The 14,934-nt window shown below is 66.8% G+C and carries 14 protein-coding genes; 8 read left to right on the top strand and 6 right to left on the bottom strand.

All coding sequences use genetic code 11. The features are described 5' to 3' along the window. Positions 1 to 102: 102 nt before the first annotated feature. Positions 103 to 756: a sugar transferase gene (locus tag ACXYMN_RS15145; protein WP_459014562.1), complete on the top strand. Its 654-nt coding sequence runs from the start codon at positions 103 to 105 to the stop codon at positions 754 to 756. On the opposite strand, the gene ACXYMN_RS15140 is transcribed toward ACXYMN_RS15145, so the two are convergent. Next, on the bottom strand, positions 753 to 1,877 hold the full coding sequence (locus ACXYMN_RS15140) for a glycosyltransferase family 4 protein (protein ID WP_459014561.1): 1,125 nt from the start codon (positions 1,875 to 1,877) through the stop codon (positions 753 to 755). The two genes, ACXYMN_RS15145 and ACXYMN_RS15140, sit on opposite strands and share 4 nt — an antisense overlap. Then, positions 1,874 to 2,998: a glycosyltransferase family 4 protein gene (locus ACXYMN_RS15135; protein ID WP_459014560.1), complete on the bottom strand. Its 1,125-nt coding sequence runs from the start codon at positions 2,996 to 2,998 to the stop codon at positions 1,874 to 1,876. Before ACXYMN_RS15135 ends, ACXYMN_RS15140 begins: the two co-directional genes overlap by 4 nt. Positions 2,999 to 3,075: 77 nt before the next feature. On the opposite strand from ACXYMN_RS15135, the gene ACXYMN_RS15130 reads away from it, so the two are divergent. The 5 genes from ACXYMN_RS15130 to ACXYMN_RS15110 are packed head-to-tail and all read left to right on the top strand — an operon-like array spanning position 3,076 to position 8,509. After that, positions 3,076 to 3,795, top strand: a complete 720-nt coding sequence (locus ACXYMN_RS15130; protein WP_459014559.1) for a sulfotransferase family 2 domain-containing protein — start codon at positions 3,076 to 3,078, stop codon at positions 3,793 to 3,795. After that, positions 3,792 to 5,030 carry an O-antigen polymerase gene (locus tag ACXYMN_RS15125; RefSeq protein ID WP_459014558.1) on the top strand — a complete coding sequence of 413 codons (1,239 nt, stop codon included), beginning with the start codon at positions 3,792 to 3,794 and terminating at the stop codon, positions 5,028 to 5,030. The genes ACXYMN_RS15130 and ACXYMN_RS15125 overlap by 4 nt, the downstream gene beginning before the upstream one ends. Further along, entirely contained in the window at positions 5,023 to 6,072 is a 1,050-nt protein-coding gene (locus ACXYMN_RS15120; protein WP_459014557.1) for an acyltransferase family protein, read from the top strand. The genes ACXYMN_RS15125 and ACXYMN_RS15120 overlap by 8 nt, the downstream gene beginning before the upstream one ends. Continuing rightward, positions 6,069 to 7,397 carry an oligosaccharide flippase family protein gene (locus tag ACXYMN_RS15115; RefSeq protein WP_459014556.1) on the top strand — a complete coding sequence of 443 codons (1,329 nt, stop codon included), beginning with the start codon at positions 6,069 to 6,071 and terminating at the stop codon, positions 7,395 to 7,397. Before ACXYMN_RS15120 ends, ACXYMN_RS15115 begins: the two co-directional genes overlap by 4 nt. After that, a complete protein-coding gene (locus tag ACXYMN_RS15110) occupies positions 7,394 to 8,509 on the top strand; it encodes a GumK N-terminal domain-containing glycosyltransferase (RefSeq protein ID WP_459014555.1) in 1,116 nt (371 codons plus the stop codon). Before ACXYMN_RS15115 ends, ACXYMN_RS15110 begins: the two co-directional genes overlap by 4 nt. On the opposite strand, the gene ACXYMN_RS15105 is transcribed toward ACXYMN_RS15110, so the two are convergent. The 4 genes from ACXYMN_RS15105 to ACXYMN_RS15090 all read right to left on the bottom strand — a co-directional run bounded on the left by ACXYMN_RS15105 (position 8,452) and on the right by ACXYMN_RS15090 (position 12,652). After that, a complete protein-coding gene (locus ACXYMN_RS15105; protein ID WP_459014554.1) occupies positions 8,452 to 9,795 on the bottom strand; it encodes a hypothetical protein in 1,344 nt (447 codons plus the stop codon). The genes ACXYMN_RS15110 and ACXYMN_RS15105 overlap by 58 nt on opposite strands. Next, complete coding sequence (locus ACXYMN_RS15100) at positions 9,795 to 10,064, bottom strand: spike base protein, RCAP_Rcc01079 family (RefSeq protein WP_459014553.1); 270 nt, start codon at positions 10,062 to 10,064, stop codon at positions 9,795 to 9,797. The genes ACXYMN_RS15105 and ACXYMN_RS15100 overlap by 1 nt, the downstream gene beginning before the upstream one ends. 130 nt (positions 10,065 to 10,194) lie before the next feature. After that, positions 10,195 to 11,178: a ParB/RepB/Spo0J family partition protein gene (locus ACXYMN_RS15095; RefSeq protein WP_459014552.1), complete on the bottom strand. Its 984-nt coding sequence runs from the start codon at positions 11,176 to 11,178 to the stop codon at positions 10,195 to 10,197. A 67-nt stretch (positions 11,179 to 11,245) separates the two neighbouring features. After that, positions 11,246 to 12,652 carry an AAA family ATPase gene (locus ACXYMN_RS15090; protein WP_459014551.1) on the bottom strand — a complete coding sequence of 469 codons (1,407 nt, stop codon included), beginning with the start codon at positions 12,650 to 12,652 and terminating at the stop codon, positions 11,246 to 11,248. Between the two features lie 610 nt (positions 12,653 to 13,262). On the opposite strand from ACXYMN_RS15090, the gene ACXYMN_RS15085 reads away from it, so the two are divergent. Both ACXYMN_RS15085 and ACXYMN_RS15080 read left to right on the top strand, forming a co-directional pair. Next, a complete protein-coding gene (locus tag ACXYMN_RS15085) occupies positions 13,263 to 14,522 on the top strand; it encodes a replication initiation protein (RefSeq protein WP_459014550.1) in 1,260 nt (419 codons plus the stop codon). After that, positions 14,428 to 14,928, top strand: a complete 501-nt coding sequence (locus ACXYMN_RS15080) for a type II toxin-antitoxin system VapC family toxin (protein ID WP_459014549.1) — start codon at positions 14,428 to 14,430, stop codon at positions 14,926 to 14,928. Before ACXYMN_RS15085 ends, ACXYMN_RS15080 begins: the two co-directional genes overlap by 95 nt. The last annotated feature ends 6 nt before the right edge of the window (positions 14,929 to 14,934 follow it).

The following is a 14,934-nucleotide window of genomic DNA, read 5'->3' as shown; positions in this document are numbered from 1 at the left end:
GATCTGCAGCGCGCCGCGCCATCTTTTACCATTTGTTAAGATCGATTTCGTTTTGTCGTACGGACCGAAGCGTGGGTGGGCTTGCGTTTTGGAGGTCCATACGTGTCGATCACCGATGTCTCGATCGCCGCCGCCGCGCCACGGCTGTCCTATTCCCGCGCCGGCAAGCGCGGCCTCGATCTGGTGCTCGCGCTGTGCCTGCTGCCGCTGATCGCACCGATCATCTGCATTCTGGCGCTTCTGATCCGTACCGACGGCGCGCCTGCGTTTTTCATCCATACCCGCGTCGGCATGAACGGGCGGAGGTTCGGCTGCCTCAAGCTTCGGACCATGCGCATGGACGCGCAAGAGGCGCTGACCCGCCATCTCGCGGACAACCCCGATGCCGCGCGCGAATGGGACCGGACGCGCAAGCTGCGCCGCGACCCGCGCGTGACCCCGCTTGGCGGCATCCTGCGGCGCGCCAGTCTCGACGAGTTGCCGCAGATCTGGAACGTGATCCGGGGCGAGATGTCGCTGGTCGGCCCGCGCCCGGTCACCGACGCGGAATTGCACCTCTACCAGGCCGATCTTCCCGCCTATCTGGCGCTGCGTCCGGGGATCACCGGCATCTGGCAGGTCGAGGCGCGCAGCTCGGGGTGCTATGTGCAGCGCGTTGCCTGCGACCGGACCTATGCGCGCACCCTGGGGTTCCGGGGCGATCTCTGGATCCTGCTTCGGACCGCGCGCGTTCTGATTATCGGCACCGGTAGCTAGGCTGACCTGATCTCTGCCCCGGTCCCGACCTCGGTCTCGGTTTCGGTCTCGAGGACCAGATCGGCCAGCGCGCAGGCGCTTCGCTGCCAGCTGAACGCCGCCGCCCGTTGCCGTCCGCGCGCCACCATATCGGCCCGCGCATCGTCCGGCAGCTGCACCAGTTCTGACAGGCCGCGGGCGATGTCGCCTGTATCGCGCGGATCGAACCAGATCGGCGCTTCGGCCAACACCTCGGGCAGGGCGCTGGTCCGCGACGCCGCCACCGGCACGCCAAGGGCCATCGCCTCGAGCGGCGGTATGCCGAAGCCTTCGTGCAGCGACGGAAACACAAAGCCCCGCGCATGACGCATAAGCCCCGGCAGGTCGGCATCGGGCACGCGGCCCAGATGGCGGCAGGTGCCACGCGCCGCCGTACCGCTGTCGCGCAGCCCCGCGGCCTGCCCACCGGCCACCAGCAGCGGCGGCGCATCCGGCAGGGTCGCATGGGCGTCGATCAGCCGGGCGATGTTCTTGTTCGCCGAAGCATTGCCAAGCGCCAGCAGATAGCCCCCCGGTGCCACGTCATAGCGCCCGCAGACCGAGGACGGCGCAGGCACGCGCAACATGTGATCCGCCGCATTGGGCACGATGCGGAACCGGTCTCCGGGCAGTGACAGCCGATGCGCCAGCGCCTGCGCGGAATGGGCGCTGACGGTCGCAACCTGCCGCGCGCGGCGTGCCAACCGGCCCCGCAGCGCCTTGTGCCAGACCCGGTAGCGCCAGTCATAGGCATCCGGAATGTCCCACAGATGGGTGTCGTGGAAGGCCACGATCTGCCGGTCATGCAGCAGCGGCCCGCTATTGCCGAGGCTGAGCAATGCGTGACCCCGCGCGGCCCGCGCCAGCGCCCCCTGCTCCCACAGGTGGCCGGACCCGCCGGGCAGACGACAAAGCGCGATATGGCGCCATCCGGGCACCCGGTGCGGACGGTCGGGAACCAGGGCCGTCACCGGCCCGAGCCGGGCGGCAAGGTCCCGATCGCACCCCATCAGGTCGTCGAGCGCGCGCAGGATCTCGTCGGCATAGCGCTGCACGCCCGACAGGCCCTGCGTCAGGAAGCGGGCGTTGATGACAAGGCTCATGCCACCCGCCGTGTGACGCCGGGGCCGAGGCCGTAGGCGCGGGTGGTCGCGGGGCCAAGCGCCGCGAGCGCCCAGGCCGACAGGTCCGATCCCCGCGCCGCAGCCTGCATCCGGGCCAGACGCGCCTGATCGCCAAGCAGGCCCAAAGCCGCCCGTGCAACGCCGCCGCCGTCGTCGGCGGTCACCCCGGTCACCCCCGGCACGACGACTTCCGACAGGCCGGGAAGCCGGGTCGACAGGAAGGGCCGCCCCCCCGCCAGCGCCTGCACCGCAACGCGCGGCAGACCCTCGCGCTCGGACGGCAGGCAGACCATGTCGGCCAGCGCCACGAGCCGTTCGGGATCGTCGCGATGGCCCACCAGATGCACCCGGTCCTGCAGGCCGAGGGTACACACCAGCGCCGCGAGCGACCCGGCCTCGGGCCCGTCACCGGCGATCAGCACATGCGCGTCCGGCACCGCGTCCCGCATGGCAGCCCATCCGCGCAGAAAGGCTGCATGGTTCTTGCGCGCCTCGAGCGCCGCCAGCACCAGCACCACGGGCGGCCGGTCGGCACCGCAACCCAGCAAGGCGCGCCAGTCCGGGGGGGGCCCCGCAGTCTGGAACCGCGCCAGATCCAGCCCCGAGCGGACGCATTCGGTGCGCTCGGCCCGCGCCAGACCCAGCGCCACATGCGCATCGCCCACCGCACGCGACACGCCGATGAACCGGTCGGTCAGCGCCGCCGCGCGCCGCTCTGCCGCGCGCATCAGGGTGCCGGGGGCGGGCAGGATATGCATGCCGTGCACCACCCAGGCCCCCTGCCCCATCGCCGCAAGACGCCCGATCACACCGGCCTTGGACTGATGGGTATGGATCACGTCGGGGGCCAGATCCGCGAACAGCCGCCGCAGCATCCGCAGCGCCCGCAGATCGCGCATCGGATCGACCGGATGCACCAGGTTCGCCAGCGCCAGCCGCCGCACGCCGGGCATCCGCCCGTTCCAGCAGGGATGCGCGTCGCCGCCATGAACCAGCCAGACCTCGTGCCCCGCCGCCGCCTGCCAGCGACAGACCTCGGCGGTGTTCTCTTCGGACCCGCCGCGCCGCATGCGGGTCAGGACATGAACGATTCGCATCATCCGCCTTTCCGTTAAACTCGCGTTAACCCTGCCTGCGCGATGGTTACCAAAAGCCTAACGTGCCCGAGGGGGTCGCCATGCGTCCAACCGTCTACATCCATGTGCCGAAATGCGGCGGTACCAGCTTCGGCACGGCGCTGCGTCTGCGGGCGTTCTATTCACAGGCGACGATCGACCTGGAAAAATCCAGGCGCGCGGCGCTGGAACGCGCCCCCGGTCTGACCGGCGATGCGCTGATCCGGGCCGATCACGCGCAGCGGCGCAGACAGCTGGAATGCGCCCTTCAGCGCGGCAAGCAGGTGGTTGCGGCCCATGTGCCCTATGCGCCGGACCTGCACGCAGGCATCGGCGCGCGATACCTCTGGGTGACGCTTCTGCGCGATCCGGTGATTCGCTTCGTCTCGCACTACCAGTACCTGCAGCGCCGCCATCCCGACCCGGCGCGCCCCGCCACCCTCGAGGCGTTCTGCGACAGCCCCGCGGGCGCACGGATCGGCGCGCAGATGCTGTTCTACTTCTCGGGCGACTGGGCCTCTCCGGGCAAGGACCCGGCACCGCAGATCGCCATGGCACGGCGGGCGCTGGCGGCGCTCGATCTGGTGGGCAGGCTGGAGGATGCGCCTGCCTTCGGGCGGGATCTGTCGCGCCTGGTGCAAAGCCCCCTGCCCCGTCTTCACCGCAATCGCGCGCCGCATCCGGTGACCATCGCCCCGGCCCTGCGCCGACGCATCGAAGCGGTCACCGCCCCCGATCTGGAACTCTACGAGACCGCCTTTGCAATGCAGGCCGCCGCATGATCCGCCTGCTGTCCCCGATGTCGCTGCTGTCGCTGACATGGCTGATCGCCGTCGGCATCGCCTGGAGCGCGCTGGCCCTGCCCGACACGTTCGACCTGTTGCCGTTGTTCATGGCACGGTCCGGTATCGACGCGGATCGCTTCGGGCTGCTGGGCGGTATGTGGCTTGTGGTGGCGATGCTGGCGGCGCTCGTGGGCAGCATGGGGGCGCAGCTGTGCCTGGGCGCGCCGCGCGCCTTCCGGGTCGGGGTCGATGCCGACCGGGCCGCGCGGCAGGCCTGTCGGCTGACCGGTGTATTCGTGTCGGTCACAGCGCTCTGGATCACGCTGTCGGTGCCCAAGGCGGGTGGTCCGGGCCACTTCCTGCACCTTGCCATCGAGGAACCGGCGGTCCTGCGGGCGGTGCTGCTGGGCAACACGCTGTTTCCCGGCATGCGGCTGTTCTACGGGGCCCTGCCCGCGCTGGCCTGCCTTGCCACCGGGCTTCTGGCCAGCGGCGCGTTGTCGCGACAGGGGCGCAGGCGGGCGCGCCGGGTGCTACTGCTGTGCGCGGTCTTTCTGCTGTGCCTGCCGGTCGTGCTGAGCCAGCGCATCCTGCTGATGCAATTCCTGATCTCGGCCTGGCTGGCCTTCAGCCTGGCCCGGGGTCGGCTGCGGGGACTGGCGCTTCTGCCCGTGGTGATGGTGCTGTTCGGGGCGGTCTGGGGCCTGCGCGAGGCGCTGACCAACCCGACCATTTCCGATCCCGCCCTGAAGATCGCCAGCCAGAAGTTCGCCTTCTATTTCGTCAACGACCTGTGGAACAGCTTTGCCCCGTTCGAGGTCGATATCCCGCACGCGCTTGGCGGCGTGACGTTTCGCGGGCCGTTGATCCTGATGGGTCTCGACGGGGTCTACGACCAGACCTTCCCGCGCCTGGTCCAGGCCCTTGAAGAGGCGCGCGGCGGCGGTGAGTTTTCCCTATTTTCAGGGCCTTACGTTGATTTTGGCCCGGTGGGTGGCGTCTTGTTCGTGGGTCTGGCGGTGTTTCTGGCCCGCGTCGCCTTCCACCGTGCACGCGAGCGGCTGGTCTGGTCGGTGCTCTATGCGCAGATCGGGGCCGCGCTGCTGTTCGCGCCGCATGGCAACTACATCCTGCACCAGAACCTGATCTTCGGCGCGCTTTGCGTCCTGTGGGTCTGTCGCGCCCCCCGGCGCCGTGCCGCCCCGATGACGCGGGGGGCTGCCGATGACTAAGCTTGCCGGATTGCAGACTGCCCGCGCCATGGCGGCGCTGATGGTGCTGACCGGGCACGTGATCGCCGAGGCCGAGCATTACTTCGCCATCGACCTGCCCGGCGATGCCATTCCCTGGACCCGGGGCGTCGATCTGTTCTTCGTGATCTCGGGTTTCATCGTGATCCGGTCCGCGGATCGCTGGCAGGCCGGGTCCGGTGCGTTTCTGGCCCGGCGGTTCCTGCGGGTGGCGCCGCTTTACTACCTGTTCACGACGCTGATGGTGCTGACCCTGCTGGCCGCCCCCGGGGCCGCCAAGGATACCGCGCTGGAGCCCGGGCAGATCGTGGCCTCCTACCTGTTCTTTCCGGTCGAGCGGTATGACGGGCGGATCGCGCCGGTGCTGTCGCTGGGCTGGACGCTGAATTACGAAATGGCGTTCTACGCGGTGCTCAGCGGCGCGCTGATGCTGCGCAGGCCCGTCCGGACCCTGTGCGCGATATTCGCGGCGGCGGCGCTGCTGGGGGCTCTCATCGGCCCTGCGGGCGTCTTCGAGATCGGGATTCCGGCCCCGATGTCGGCGCTGTGGCGGTTTTCGACGAACCCGATCTTTCTGGAGTTCGCCTTTGGCATGATCCTCGCGCGGCTTTGGCATCGGCGTGCCCCGGATGCGCGGCTGGCCCTGATCTGTGCGCTTGCGGGGATCGTGGCGCTGGTCGGGCTCGATGCCACCCCCCTGCCCCGTTTTGTCGCGGCGGGCCTGCCTGCCATGCTGATCGTCGCGGCGGCCAGCCTGTTCGCGCCGGACATCCGCTGGCCCCTGCAACGGATCGGCGACGCCAGCTATGCGCTTTACCTGTCGCACCGCTTTACCCTGCGGGCGATGACGCTGGTCCTGCTGCCGGTCCTGCCCGCCACACCCATCGCCGCCGTGCTGTTCTGCGGCATCGTGATGGCGGCGTCGGTCTTGGTCGGCTGGATCGTCTTTGCCACCATCGAACGCCCGGTGCTGGCTGCCCTCGACGTCGCACCCGAGCGCCGCCGCGCCGCAAGCCGGACATGAGCGCCACCGGCTGGACCGCCCTGCTGCAATGGTCGCGCATGGGCCTGTCGGCGCTGGTCTTTTTGGCCGCGGCACGGGTTCTGAGCCTGGCGGATATCGGCTTCTTCGCCATGCTCTTTGCCCCCGTGCGCCTGCTGCAGAACGCCCTGCGCGTAGGATTTTCAGAGGCGGTCATCCTGCACCCCGACAGACCCCGCCGCCTGGCCGCGCTGATGTCGCTGAGCCTGGCGGCGGGTCTGGTGCTGTCGGCCTGCGTCCTGCTGGGCGCGGTGCTGTCCGACCTGCCGCTGCTGGCGCTGATGTCGCCCCTGCCGCTGCTGGCGGCGGCCGGTGCCATCCCCGAAGGCCGGTTGCGCAAGGCGTTCCGACTGCGGACGCTGGCCCTGCGCACCCTGACCGCACAGAGCCTGGCCGCGCTGGTGGCTGGCATCGCCCTGTGGCGCGGCGCGGGCCCCGAAGCGCTGGCCGTCTTCGCGCTGGTCGCCACCGCGGCCACCTCCGCGCTTGCGGTGCTGTCCACACCCCTGCGCCCGTTGTGGCCCGCGCGCGCCATGCTGCGCCCGCTGCTGCGCCAACCGCTGCAGATCGCCGCCCGCGATGCGCTTGGGTCGGGGGTCTTCCCGCTGGCACAGCTGTGCTTCGGCGCGTTCTTCGGGCTGGCCGCTGCCGGGGCGTTCCAGATGGCGGTGCGCCTGCTGCACCTGACCGAAGCGCTGACCCTTGCCCCGTTGCGGTTCCAGGCGATGCCGATCCTGCGGTCCACCCCCGATGCGCTGTCGGCGACGCTGCATCGCGCCGCGATGGTCGCTTTCTGGGCCTGGCCCGGCCTCTACGTCGCGGCCCCCGAGATCGCGCATGTTGCCCTCGGCCCCGGCGCCGCCCCGGCGGTCACCCCGCTGTTGCGCGCGCTGGCCCCGCTGGGCCTACTGGGCGCGCTGTCCATGCCGCTTGCGCAGGGTCTTGCGGCACGCGGGGCGACGCACGTGCTGATCCTGCGGATGCTTGTCATGCTGGCCCTGACCGGGGCTGCGCTCTGGCTGTGCCGCGATGCGACGCCGCAGATCGCCACCATGGCGCTGTCCCTGTCGAGCGCGCTGGCGGCGCTGTTGCTGCTCTGGATGGCATCGCGCGTTCTGGCGCTGCACCGGGTTGCGCTGCCCATCGCCCCGGCCTTGTCCGGCCTGGCCATGACGGGCGGTCTTCTGAGCTTCGATCTGGCCCTGCCCGCCGGCATCGCACTGGTGCTGCAGATCGCCCTTGGCAGCGCGATCTACCTGGCGGGCCTGGCCCTCTTCACCGCCCGATCAAGGAATGTCACTCCATGAGACACGCGCTTTTGTTGTCGACCCATCTGCCGCAATCGCCCAAGCGCGCCAGTTTCCACTGGATCGCCGATGCGCTGGTCGCCGATGGTTGGCACGTCGATTTCGCCACCGTGGGTCTGTCGCGCCTGTCGCAGCTGCGCGGGCGTCCGGTTCCGGCCCATACCGGGCGGCGCATGGTGCGGCCCGGGCTTGACCATCTGTTTGTCTGGCAGGCGCTGCACCCGATGCGCAGCGGGTCCGCCATGCTGGATGCGGCGCTGGGGCGGTTGTGGCGGATTTCGTCCCGTAAATGGGTACCTGTGCTTGCCGATGCTCTGTCGCGCGCCGATATCGTCGTCGTCGAATCCGGCGCGCCTCTGGCCCTCGTCGGGCTGGTGCGTCGCCTGGCCCCCGGGACCGAGATGATCTACCGGGTGAATGACGATCTGCGCGCGCTGCGTCTGCCCGCGTGGCTGCAGCGGAACGAACAGGCCCTCGCCCGCCTCTGCGACCGCGTCAGCACCGCCAGCCCGTACTTGGCGCGGCGCTTTTCCCATCCCAATGTGACGCTGGACGCGATGGGCGTGCCGCGAGGGGCCCTGCCGCACAAAGGCAGCATTGCTGACCCATTTGAACCCCGCCATCCGATCGAGGCGATCTGCGCCGGGACTAGCCACATGGACCTGCCATGGCTGATGGATTGGGCGCAGGGCCACCCGACCTGGCGGTGCCACATTGTCGGGCACCTGCGCGACCGGCCCGAAGCCCTGCCCCCCAACGTCGTATTGCACGGCGAACGGCCCTATGCGCAGATGCTGGGCTACATCGCCCATGCCGATGTGGGCCTCGCCGCCTATCGCGACATGCCCGGTGTCGAGTACCAGCGTGCCCATTCGAACCGCATCCAGCTATATCGCCATTACGGCCTGCCGGTGCTGGGTCCGGACCGCCTCTGCCACCCTTCCGTGCCCGCTCTGATCGGCTACGGGCAGCCGGACGCCGCGTTTCGATGCGAAACCTGGACGCGCAAGCCCGAACGTCTACCCGACTGGGCCGAGCTTGCGCGCGCGCTGGTTCAGAACGGCGATACCGTCCCGCCATTCGAGGTCGCGACGCTGCCCGCCCGTGCCTGATGGCCCCGGGTCAACACGGTTCCGCCATTGGCCTCGATGCCAAAGGCGCTTCCCGCCCCCACCGCATCGGCGCGGGTCTTTTCCAGCCACATGGTCGCCGCGTTCGAGCATTTGAACGCGATCGAGCTGCCATCCCCGTCGCGGGCAATGGCAGTTGTGCCGAGGCACCAGGTCCGGGTGTTCTGGATGCAATGCACCTCGGTGCCGTTGCGCGAATAGCCGAAGGTACCGCCGAGCACCGCCGCAACGACGGCATCATGCGTGGTGAATCCGTTGCACGAGGTTGCATCCCCTGCCCCGTTGCCGACACCCCGGCAGTTCTGCAGCAAGACCTCCAGGCCCGGGTTCCCGTCCTCGTGAAAGGACCAGCCATCCTTGGCCCCACCGGATGCGTCGCAATCGAAGAACGCGCAAAGTCCCGACGTGCGTCGGATTCGCACCGCGTCATAGGGCGCTGCCGGGTTTGACGGGGCCGCGTAGCGAAAGCTGCACCTGACGCCGACGATGCTGCGCGCCGCTGCCGCATCGCAATGCAGCGTCCCGGTGATGCCCCCTTCACAGTGGATATCCTCGAGGTAGAGATCATGCGCATGGGTCAGAAAACGCGCCCCGTGAAAGCTGCGCAAGAGGATGATGTCTTCCGCGCCCGGTACCTGGCCGATGTTGACATGCACCAGTCCCGACGCGTCGCACCAGGAATCCGGCGTGGCCGCGCACAGGCCGGGGTCGGCAACCTTCACCAATTCGACCGCAAGCCCTGCCTCGGTCGCAATGTCCTGCCGGAACACCCGGCGCACCACCGACACCGGCGTCGTATAGGTGCCGCCCGCGTCGCTCCATGACACCGCATGCGGGCCGGTCCGGAAGTGTACAGCACCTCCCCACCCCAATATCGCGACCGGTTGCGAAGGCTCTCGCTGGCCATTCTTTGTGAACGCGGATTCCTCGTAGTTGCCCGCCTTCACCACCACCCGGTATGCGGCCCCCGTGGCATTCCCAAGTTCGAAGGCGCGGTAGATGCTTCGCACAGGATCAGCGAAATCCCCGTCAAAGCTGCCGAGCCCGCCATTGCCATCATCCCCCGCATCGCCGTCCACGTGAAAGGCAGGCCCGCTCCAGATCGCGGCATCCACCAGGGATCGCGGATCGATCCCCGTGGTTACCCGGCCACGATTGAGCTGCGGCGTCAAAGCGGACAGCACCGAACCTGCGACGAACCCAACCGGGGGCGCGTGTCGCGTCGCCGTCCGTACATGGCGTGCCAGCCCCGTGCCCATGCTCAACATCAGTACAGTCCGATAATGTCGGTGGCGGTGGTCCCCGTCGCAGCGATGGCCCGCACACGGAACGGATAGACAATCCCCTCGGACAGGTTGCGCAGCACCACAGTCTCGCCGCCCTGGAACGTGACAGCCAGATCGCCACCCTGGCCAAGAAGCAGACCACGCGGCAACGTGGCGAGGTCCGCAGTATCGTTTGGCACGATGACAAACGCGTTGGACGCGGGGGAATCGAAACCAGCGGACTGGCCTTTAAACGGATCGTAAATCGGCATCGGGTCTCTCCTGAACAAGGTCAGGCCGACCCTTCCCCAAAGCCTTTAACCGGATGCAAAGACTGCGCGCGTTGCACGCAAAAAGGGGTTTCGCATGCGAAACCCCTTCGGTGCCGTTCAGGAGGGAAATTCAGTGCGTTTGGAAATGAGCTTCGATTTGGGCAAGTATAGTGTCGATATCTTCGCCGCTCAGCGCGCTGCCTGACAGGGATATCGTGACCCCGTCGGACTTTTTGCTGACTTTCATCTGCACACCCCGCCCAATCTCGCGCCCCGGGTCCGGTGCCGCGCTTTCCGACTTCGGCCGCCCGCCCCGAGATACCTGTTTCTCGCCAGTTTCCGCCTGCTCGACATAGGGCAGCATGGCCTGCCATTCGCTGTCCGCATCTTCGACCACAAGCGTCTCTAACTCGGCCCGAATGGCGTCACAGAACCCTGTGCGCAGCGCGTTCGCAAGGCGCAGGCATTGCCGCTCGCTCAACGCCTTGGGGAAATGCAGCATGTCCCCCAGTTCCTCATGGATCAACGCAAAAGACCGGATTTTCGAGCGCTTCGCCTTCGAGGCGGACTGATACAGCGCACCAACCGCTGTCTCCAGGCTGCTGAAGACACCCCCGTGCACCGCCATGGCGGCCACGCGTCCGCGCTCGTATTGGCTGATACCGACTCTGATCTCGTTCTCTTCGATCATCGCCTGTATCGCCTCGACCGACGATTTTGGCGCCCGCACAAAGGCCGGGATGGTGGCGAAATGCGTCGCTCCGTAACTCGCGTTGAGTTGCCGATAGGCCGCGAGCCGCCGAAATCCCGAGATAAGGGCATAGCTGCCATCCTCGCGCGAAAACACTTCGATCGGCAGTCGCAGCCCGTGCGCGTCGATGGACCGGACCAGTTCCTGTAGCTCCTCGTCCTCCACATCCATGCGATCCCGCGACAATGCTTCAACCGCGATCTCGGCCAGCGGAATCTCGATCGCCACCAATCCTTTCTGCCGCGCCGCGCGCAACGCCTCGGCATCGCTGCGATCCCGCGCGATCTCGGCGCGCTCTGTGTGGGGCAGAGGGGTGGACAACCGCGCCGCATCCGCCACCACGTCCGCGATCGGCGGGCGCATCCCGTTGCGCGGGGTTTCGCGTGCGAAACCTTCCTCAAGCGCTTTCAGCGCGTCCGCAGTGGGCATCTCAAGCTGTCTGCGTTTCGCCATGTCCGGCCTCCTCATTCTGCATCTGCGCGTCGCGCCACCACGCCCCGATCAGAAGTTCCTTGAACTCCGCATAGGTCCGATCAAAGGCTTCACGGCCCCGAGTATAGGTTTCTCGGTTAAAATTTCGGTAATCGGCCTCATAAATGCCAGACACTGTTTCTCCTGCCTGGCCGACCATGGCGGTATATTCCTGTCGATACGCATTCATCATGTCGCCGAAATAGGCCTGGATGACGTTGGCCAGATCGGTCTGCTGGCTGGCGTCGAACCGCGTGATCACGGCGCGCACCACGTCCCATTCAAAGCGCATCTCGGGCAGACCGGCGCGCGCCCGGGCGGTGTTTTCACCCTCTTCAATAGACGCGAAGGTGGAATAGAGCATGTCAAAGAAGCGTCCGGTGGAATCGAACTCAAGGAAAGACGCCCCGAGCGGCACGAGGATGATATCCGCCGCCGCCAGCGCATTGATCGTCAGGTACCCGAGGGCAGGGGGCGTATCGAGCAGGATGATGTCGTAGTTGTCCAGAGCGCCGCTTTGGTCCAGCGATGCGGTCAGCGCATCCCAAAGCGGCCAGTTCCTGAGCTGCATCCGCCAGACCGGGATCTGGAATTCCGCCCAGTAGAGGTTCAGCTGCGCCCCGATCAGGTCGATATTGGGCCAGTGGGTTTTCTGGACCACATCGTCGAAGCTGATCGACAGCGCCTCGGTCAAGGTTTCGTCCAGCGGGGCAGGGGGGTCGCCCGCGGCTTCCCTGACCCGGTTCTCGGCTTGCAGATGGGCTGCATAATCCCGCGCCAACAGCGGAAACACGGTCTTCCACTCATCCGCGACCTGCCCGCCCAGGATCGACGTCATCGAGCCCTGGCTGTCCAGATCGATCACCAGCACCTTGTAGCCATCGAGCGCCGCCGACATCGCCAGATGCGCCGCCGTCGAGGTCTTGCCGACGCCGCCCTTGAAGTTTGCCACCGCGACGATCTTGGCGGGCAGACCTTCGGGCCGATAAGGACGGTATTCCTTTGTGCTGACGCCTTCTTCGGCGAAATAGTCTCGAATCCGCAGCACGTCTTCCAGCGTGAACCACTTGGCGTTGCCCTGACCCTCGCCTTGCGGCAGGTCCGTGTGCTTGTTCAGAACACGGCGCAGATGCGCGGGGGCGACCGGGATCAGATAGCGGCAGATCTCCCACATGGAGAACTTGCGCAGCCGTTTGCGCCCGTCCGGGGCATAGCCGCGCTTGGCCAGATCATCGCGTCCGCGCCCCGCGAAGGCGGCGGCTTTTGCGAATCGCGCGGTATCGACCGGGTCGCCAAGCTTGCCTGCGGCGGTTTTCGGATCCAGATTGAAATATGGGGGGAGGGGGACCTCCGGCTTTTTTGCCATGCTCGATTGCCTCTTGGATGTCGCCTGTTTTCGACGTTATCGCGCAAATCATCGCACATCCTGTGGCAAAGGTGAATCATTGAAACGCGCCCGATGCGATTTGCTGCCAGTTGTGAATCTCGTAGCCTTCCAAGGAAAAATCGAGAAAAGAACAACCGGACAGGCCCTTATAGAGTTCAGATTCTTTGTAGATCTTTCAAGACTTTGACGTAGAAAAATCAATATATATCAAGGGCGTGCCTAACTTCAGGTCGCCGGTTACGGGGCGATGGGTACCCGTTCACGGGATGTCGGGTGCCTGCCTACGGGCAAAGCGGTGCCGATTCGCGGGTTTTGTGGGTCCCGGACTCGGGAAGCGCGCGAAACCGCACGTTAGGGTCGAAACGCGCGATGCCACATCCCGCAAACGGGTCCCCTTGCGAAGGCGTGCTGCGCGATAACCTGCCCTTAGGAACCCGTTTGCAGGATCGCGACCCTGCGGAAAAGCGCCCTGATCGAGGTACCCAAAGCGGAATTGTGCGCGGGGACCTTTTGGGGCATTCTACCCGTGAGGCAGAACGCGACTCGAAAACGGGCGCAATCGGAACCGGAACCAACAGGCGGGCAGGCCATGCAGGACCACACCACCAGACCCAACCTTGCCGATGGCATCCCCAAGGGCAAGCTGACCGGTTCGCTGCGTCGGCCCTCGGTCAAGAAGAACGTGGCCGCGATCCATGTCTCGGGAAAATTGACCCTGTTACAGCGCAAATTGTCCAATGTGCTGCTGCTCAATGCCTATGACACGCTGATCTCCCGGCCCAAGCACCAGATCGACGCGCGCACCTTGTGCCTGATGGTGGGGTACAATTCCAACGACATGGACACGCTCAAGCAGTCGCTGCGCAGCCTGGCCGAGACCACCGCCGAATGGGACATGCTCGATGCCGAGGGGCGGCAGGAATGGGGGGTCTCGTCGCTTTTGTCCTATGCCAAGCTGAAGGCGGGGATCTGCGAATACGCCTATTCCCCCGCATTGGCCGAGAAGTTGCATGATCCCAAGGTCTTCGCGCTGATCAACCTGAACATCCAGCGGCGGTTCACCAGCGGGCACGCGCTGGCGCTCTATGAAAACTGCTATCGTTTCGTGCGCACCGGGTCCACCGGGTGGTGGCCGCTCGATCTCTTTCGCCGCCTGATGGGGGTCGATGGGTCGGCCTATTACGACAGTTTCAAGCATCTCAACGCCAAGGTCATCAAGCCCGCCGTGGCCGAGGTCAACAAGACCTCGAACATCTTGCTGGAGCCGGAATTTCGCAAGATGGGCCGCCAGGTGGTCGAGCTGCGCTTCCGGATCAGGGAAAACCCCCAGCTCGGGCTTCTGAACATCGACGACGGCGAGGGCGTGCGGCAGGGGGCGACCTATGGCAGGCTGGTGCAGGTCGGGGTCAGTGACCGCCTCGCGCGGCAATGGATCGCGCAGCACGGCGAAGACTACGTGACCGAAAAGCTTGACTACCTTGCCGGGCGCGACGGTATCGAAAGCCCGGTGCGCTACCTGACCGCCGCCATCCGCGACGACTACAAACCCGCCGAAACAGCGCCCGATCCGGCCGCCGCCGCCGGGATCGAGTCGCTCGACGATCTGCGCGCGCTCAGATCGCGGCAACTCGACCGCATTCGCGCGCTGGTTGCCGAACGCAGCCCGACCCAGCGCGATGCGGACAAACGGCTCTTTCTCGCCGGGCTCAAGGATGCGGCCATGCGGGCGGATTTCGGCAAAACGGGCTGGGATAGTGCCGCAAATCGCGCCGCCATCGTCCGCTTTTGGGAAGACATGGTGCCCGGTTCCTTCGACGGGGCCGTCGACGAAACCCGCCCCGGGCGTTGAGATCCTGTCGGACGCCGACGCGATCCTGGTCAGCGCGATCAGCGTTTATGAAACCGCCCGGAAGGTGCGCATCGGCAAATGGCCCGAGGCCGCGCATCTGCTGGATGCGATGCCCGCGCGGATCGGGCGCGACGGCACCGCCGAGGCCCCCCTGACCGCCGATATCTGCCTGCGCGCGGGCAGCATGGACTGGCCGCATCGCGCCCCCTTCGACCGGATACTGGCCGCCACCGCCGCGCTGCGCAACCTGACGCTGGTGACGATGGATCCGGTCTTTGCCAGCCTGCCTGCGATCAGGACGATCTGGCGAATCCAGCAAACGTCAGCAATTTTCCTTAATATTGCCGTCTCCCCGGGGCATCTCTGGCGCCAACGAGGTTACGTCCGGGAACCGGGCCGAGGTTAGGTAGTC

It is taken from the genome of Roseivivax sp. CAU 1753, from assembly GCF_054482575.1.
This window is presented reverse-complemented; position numbering and strand designations above follow the sequence as displayed.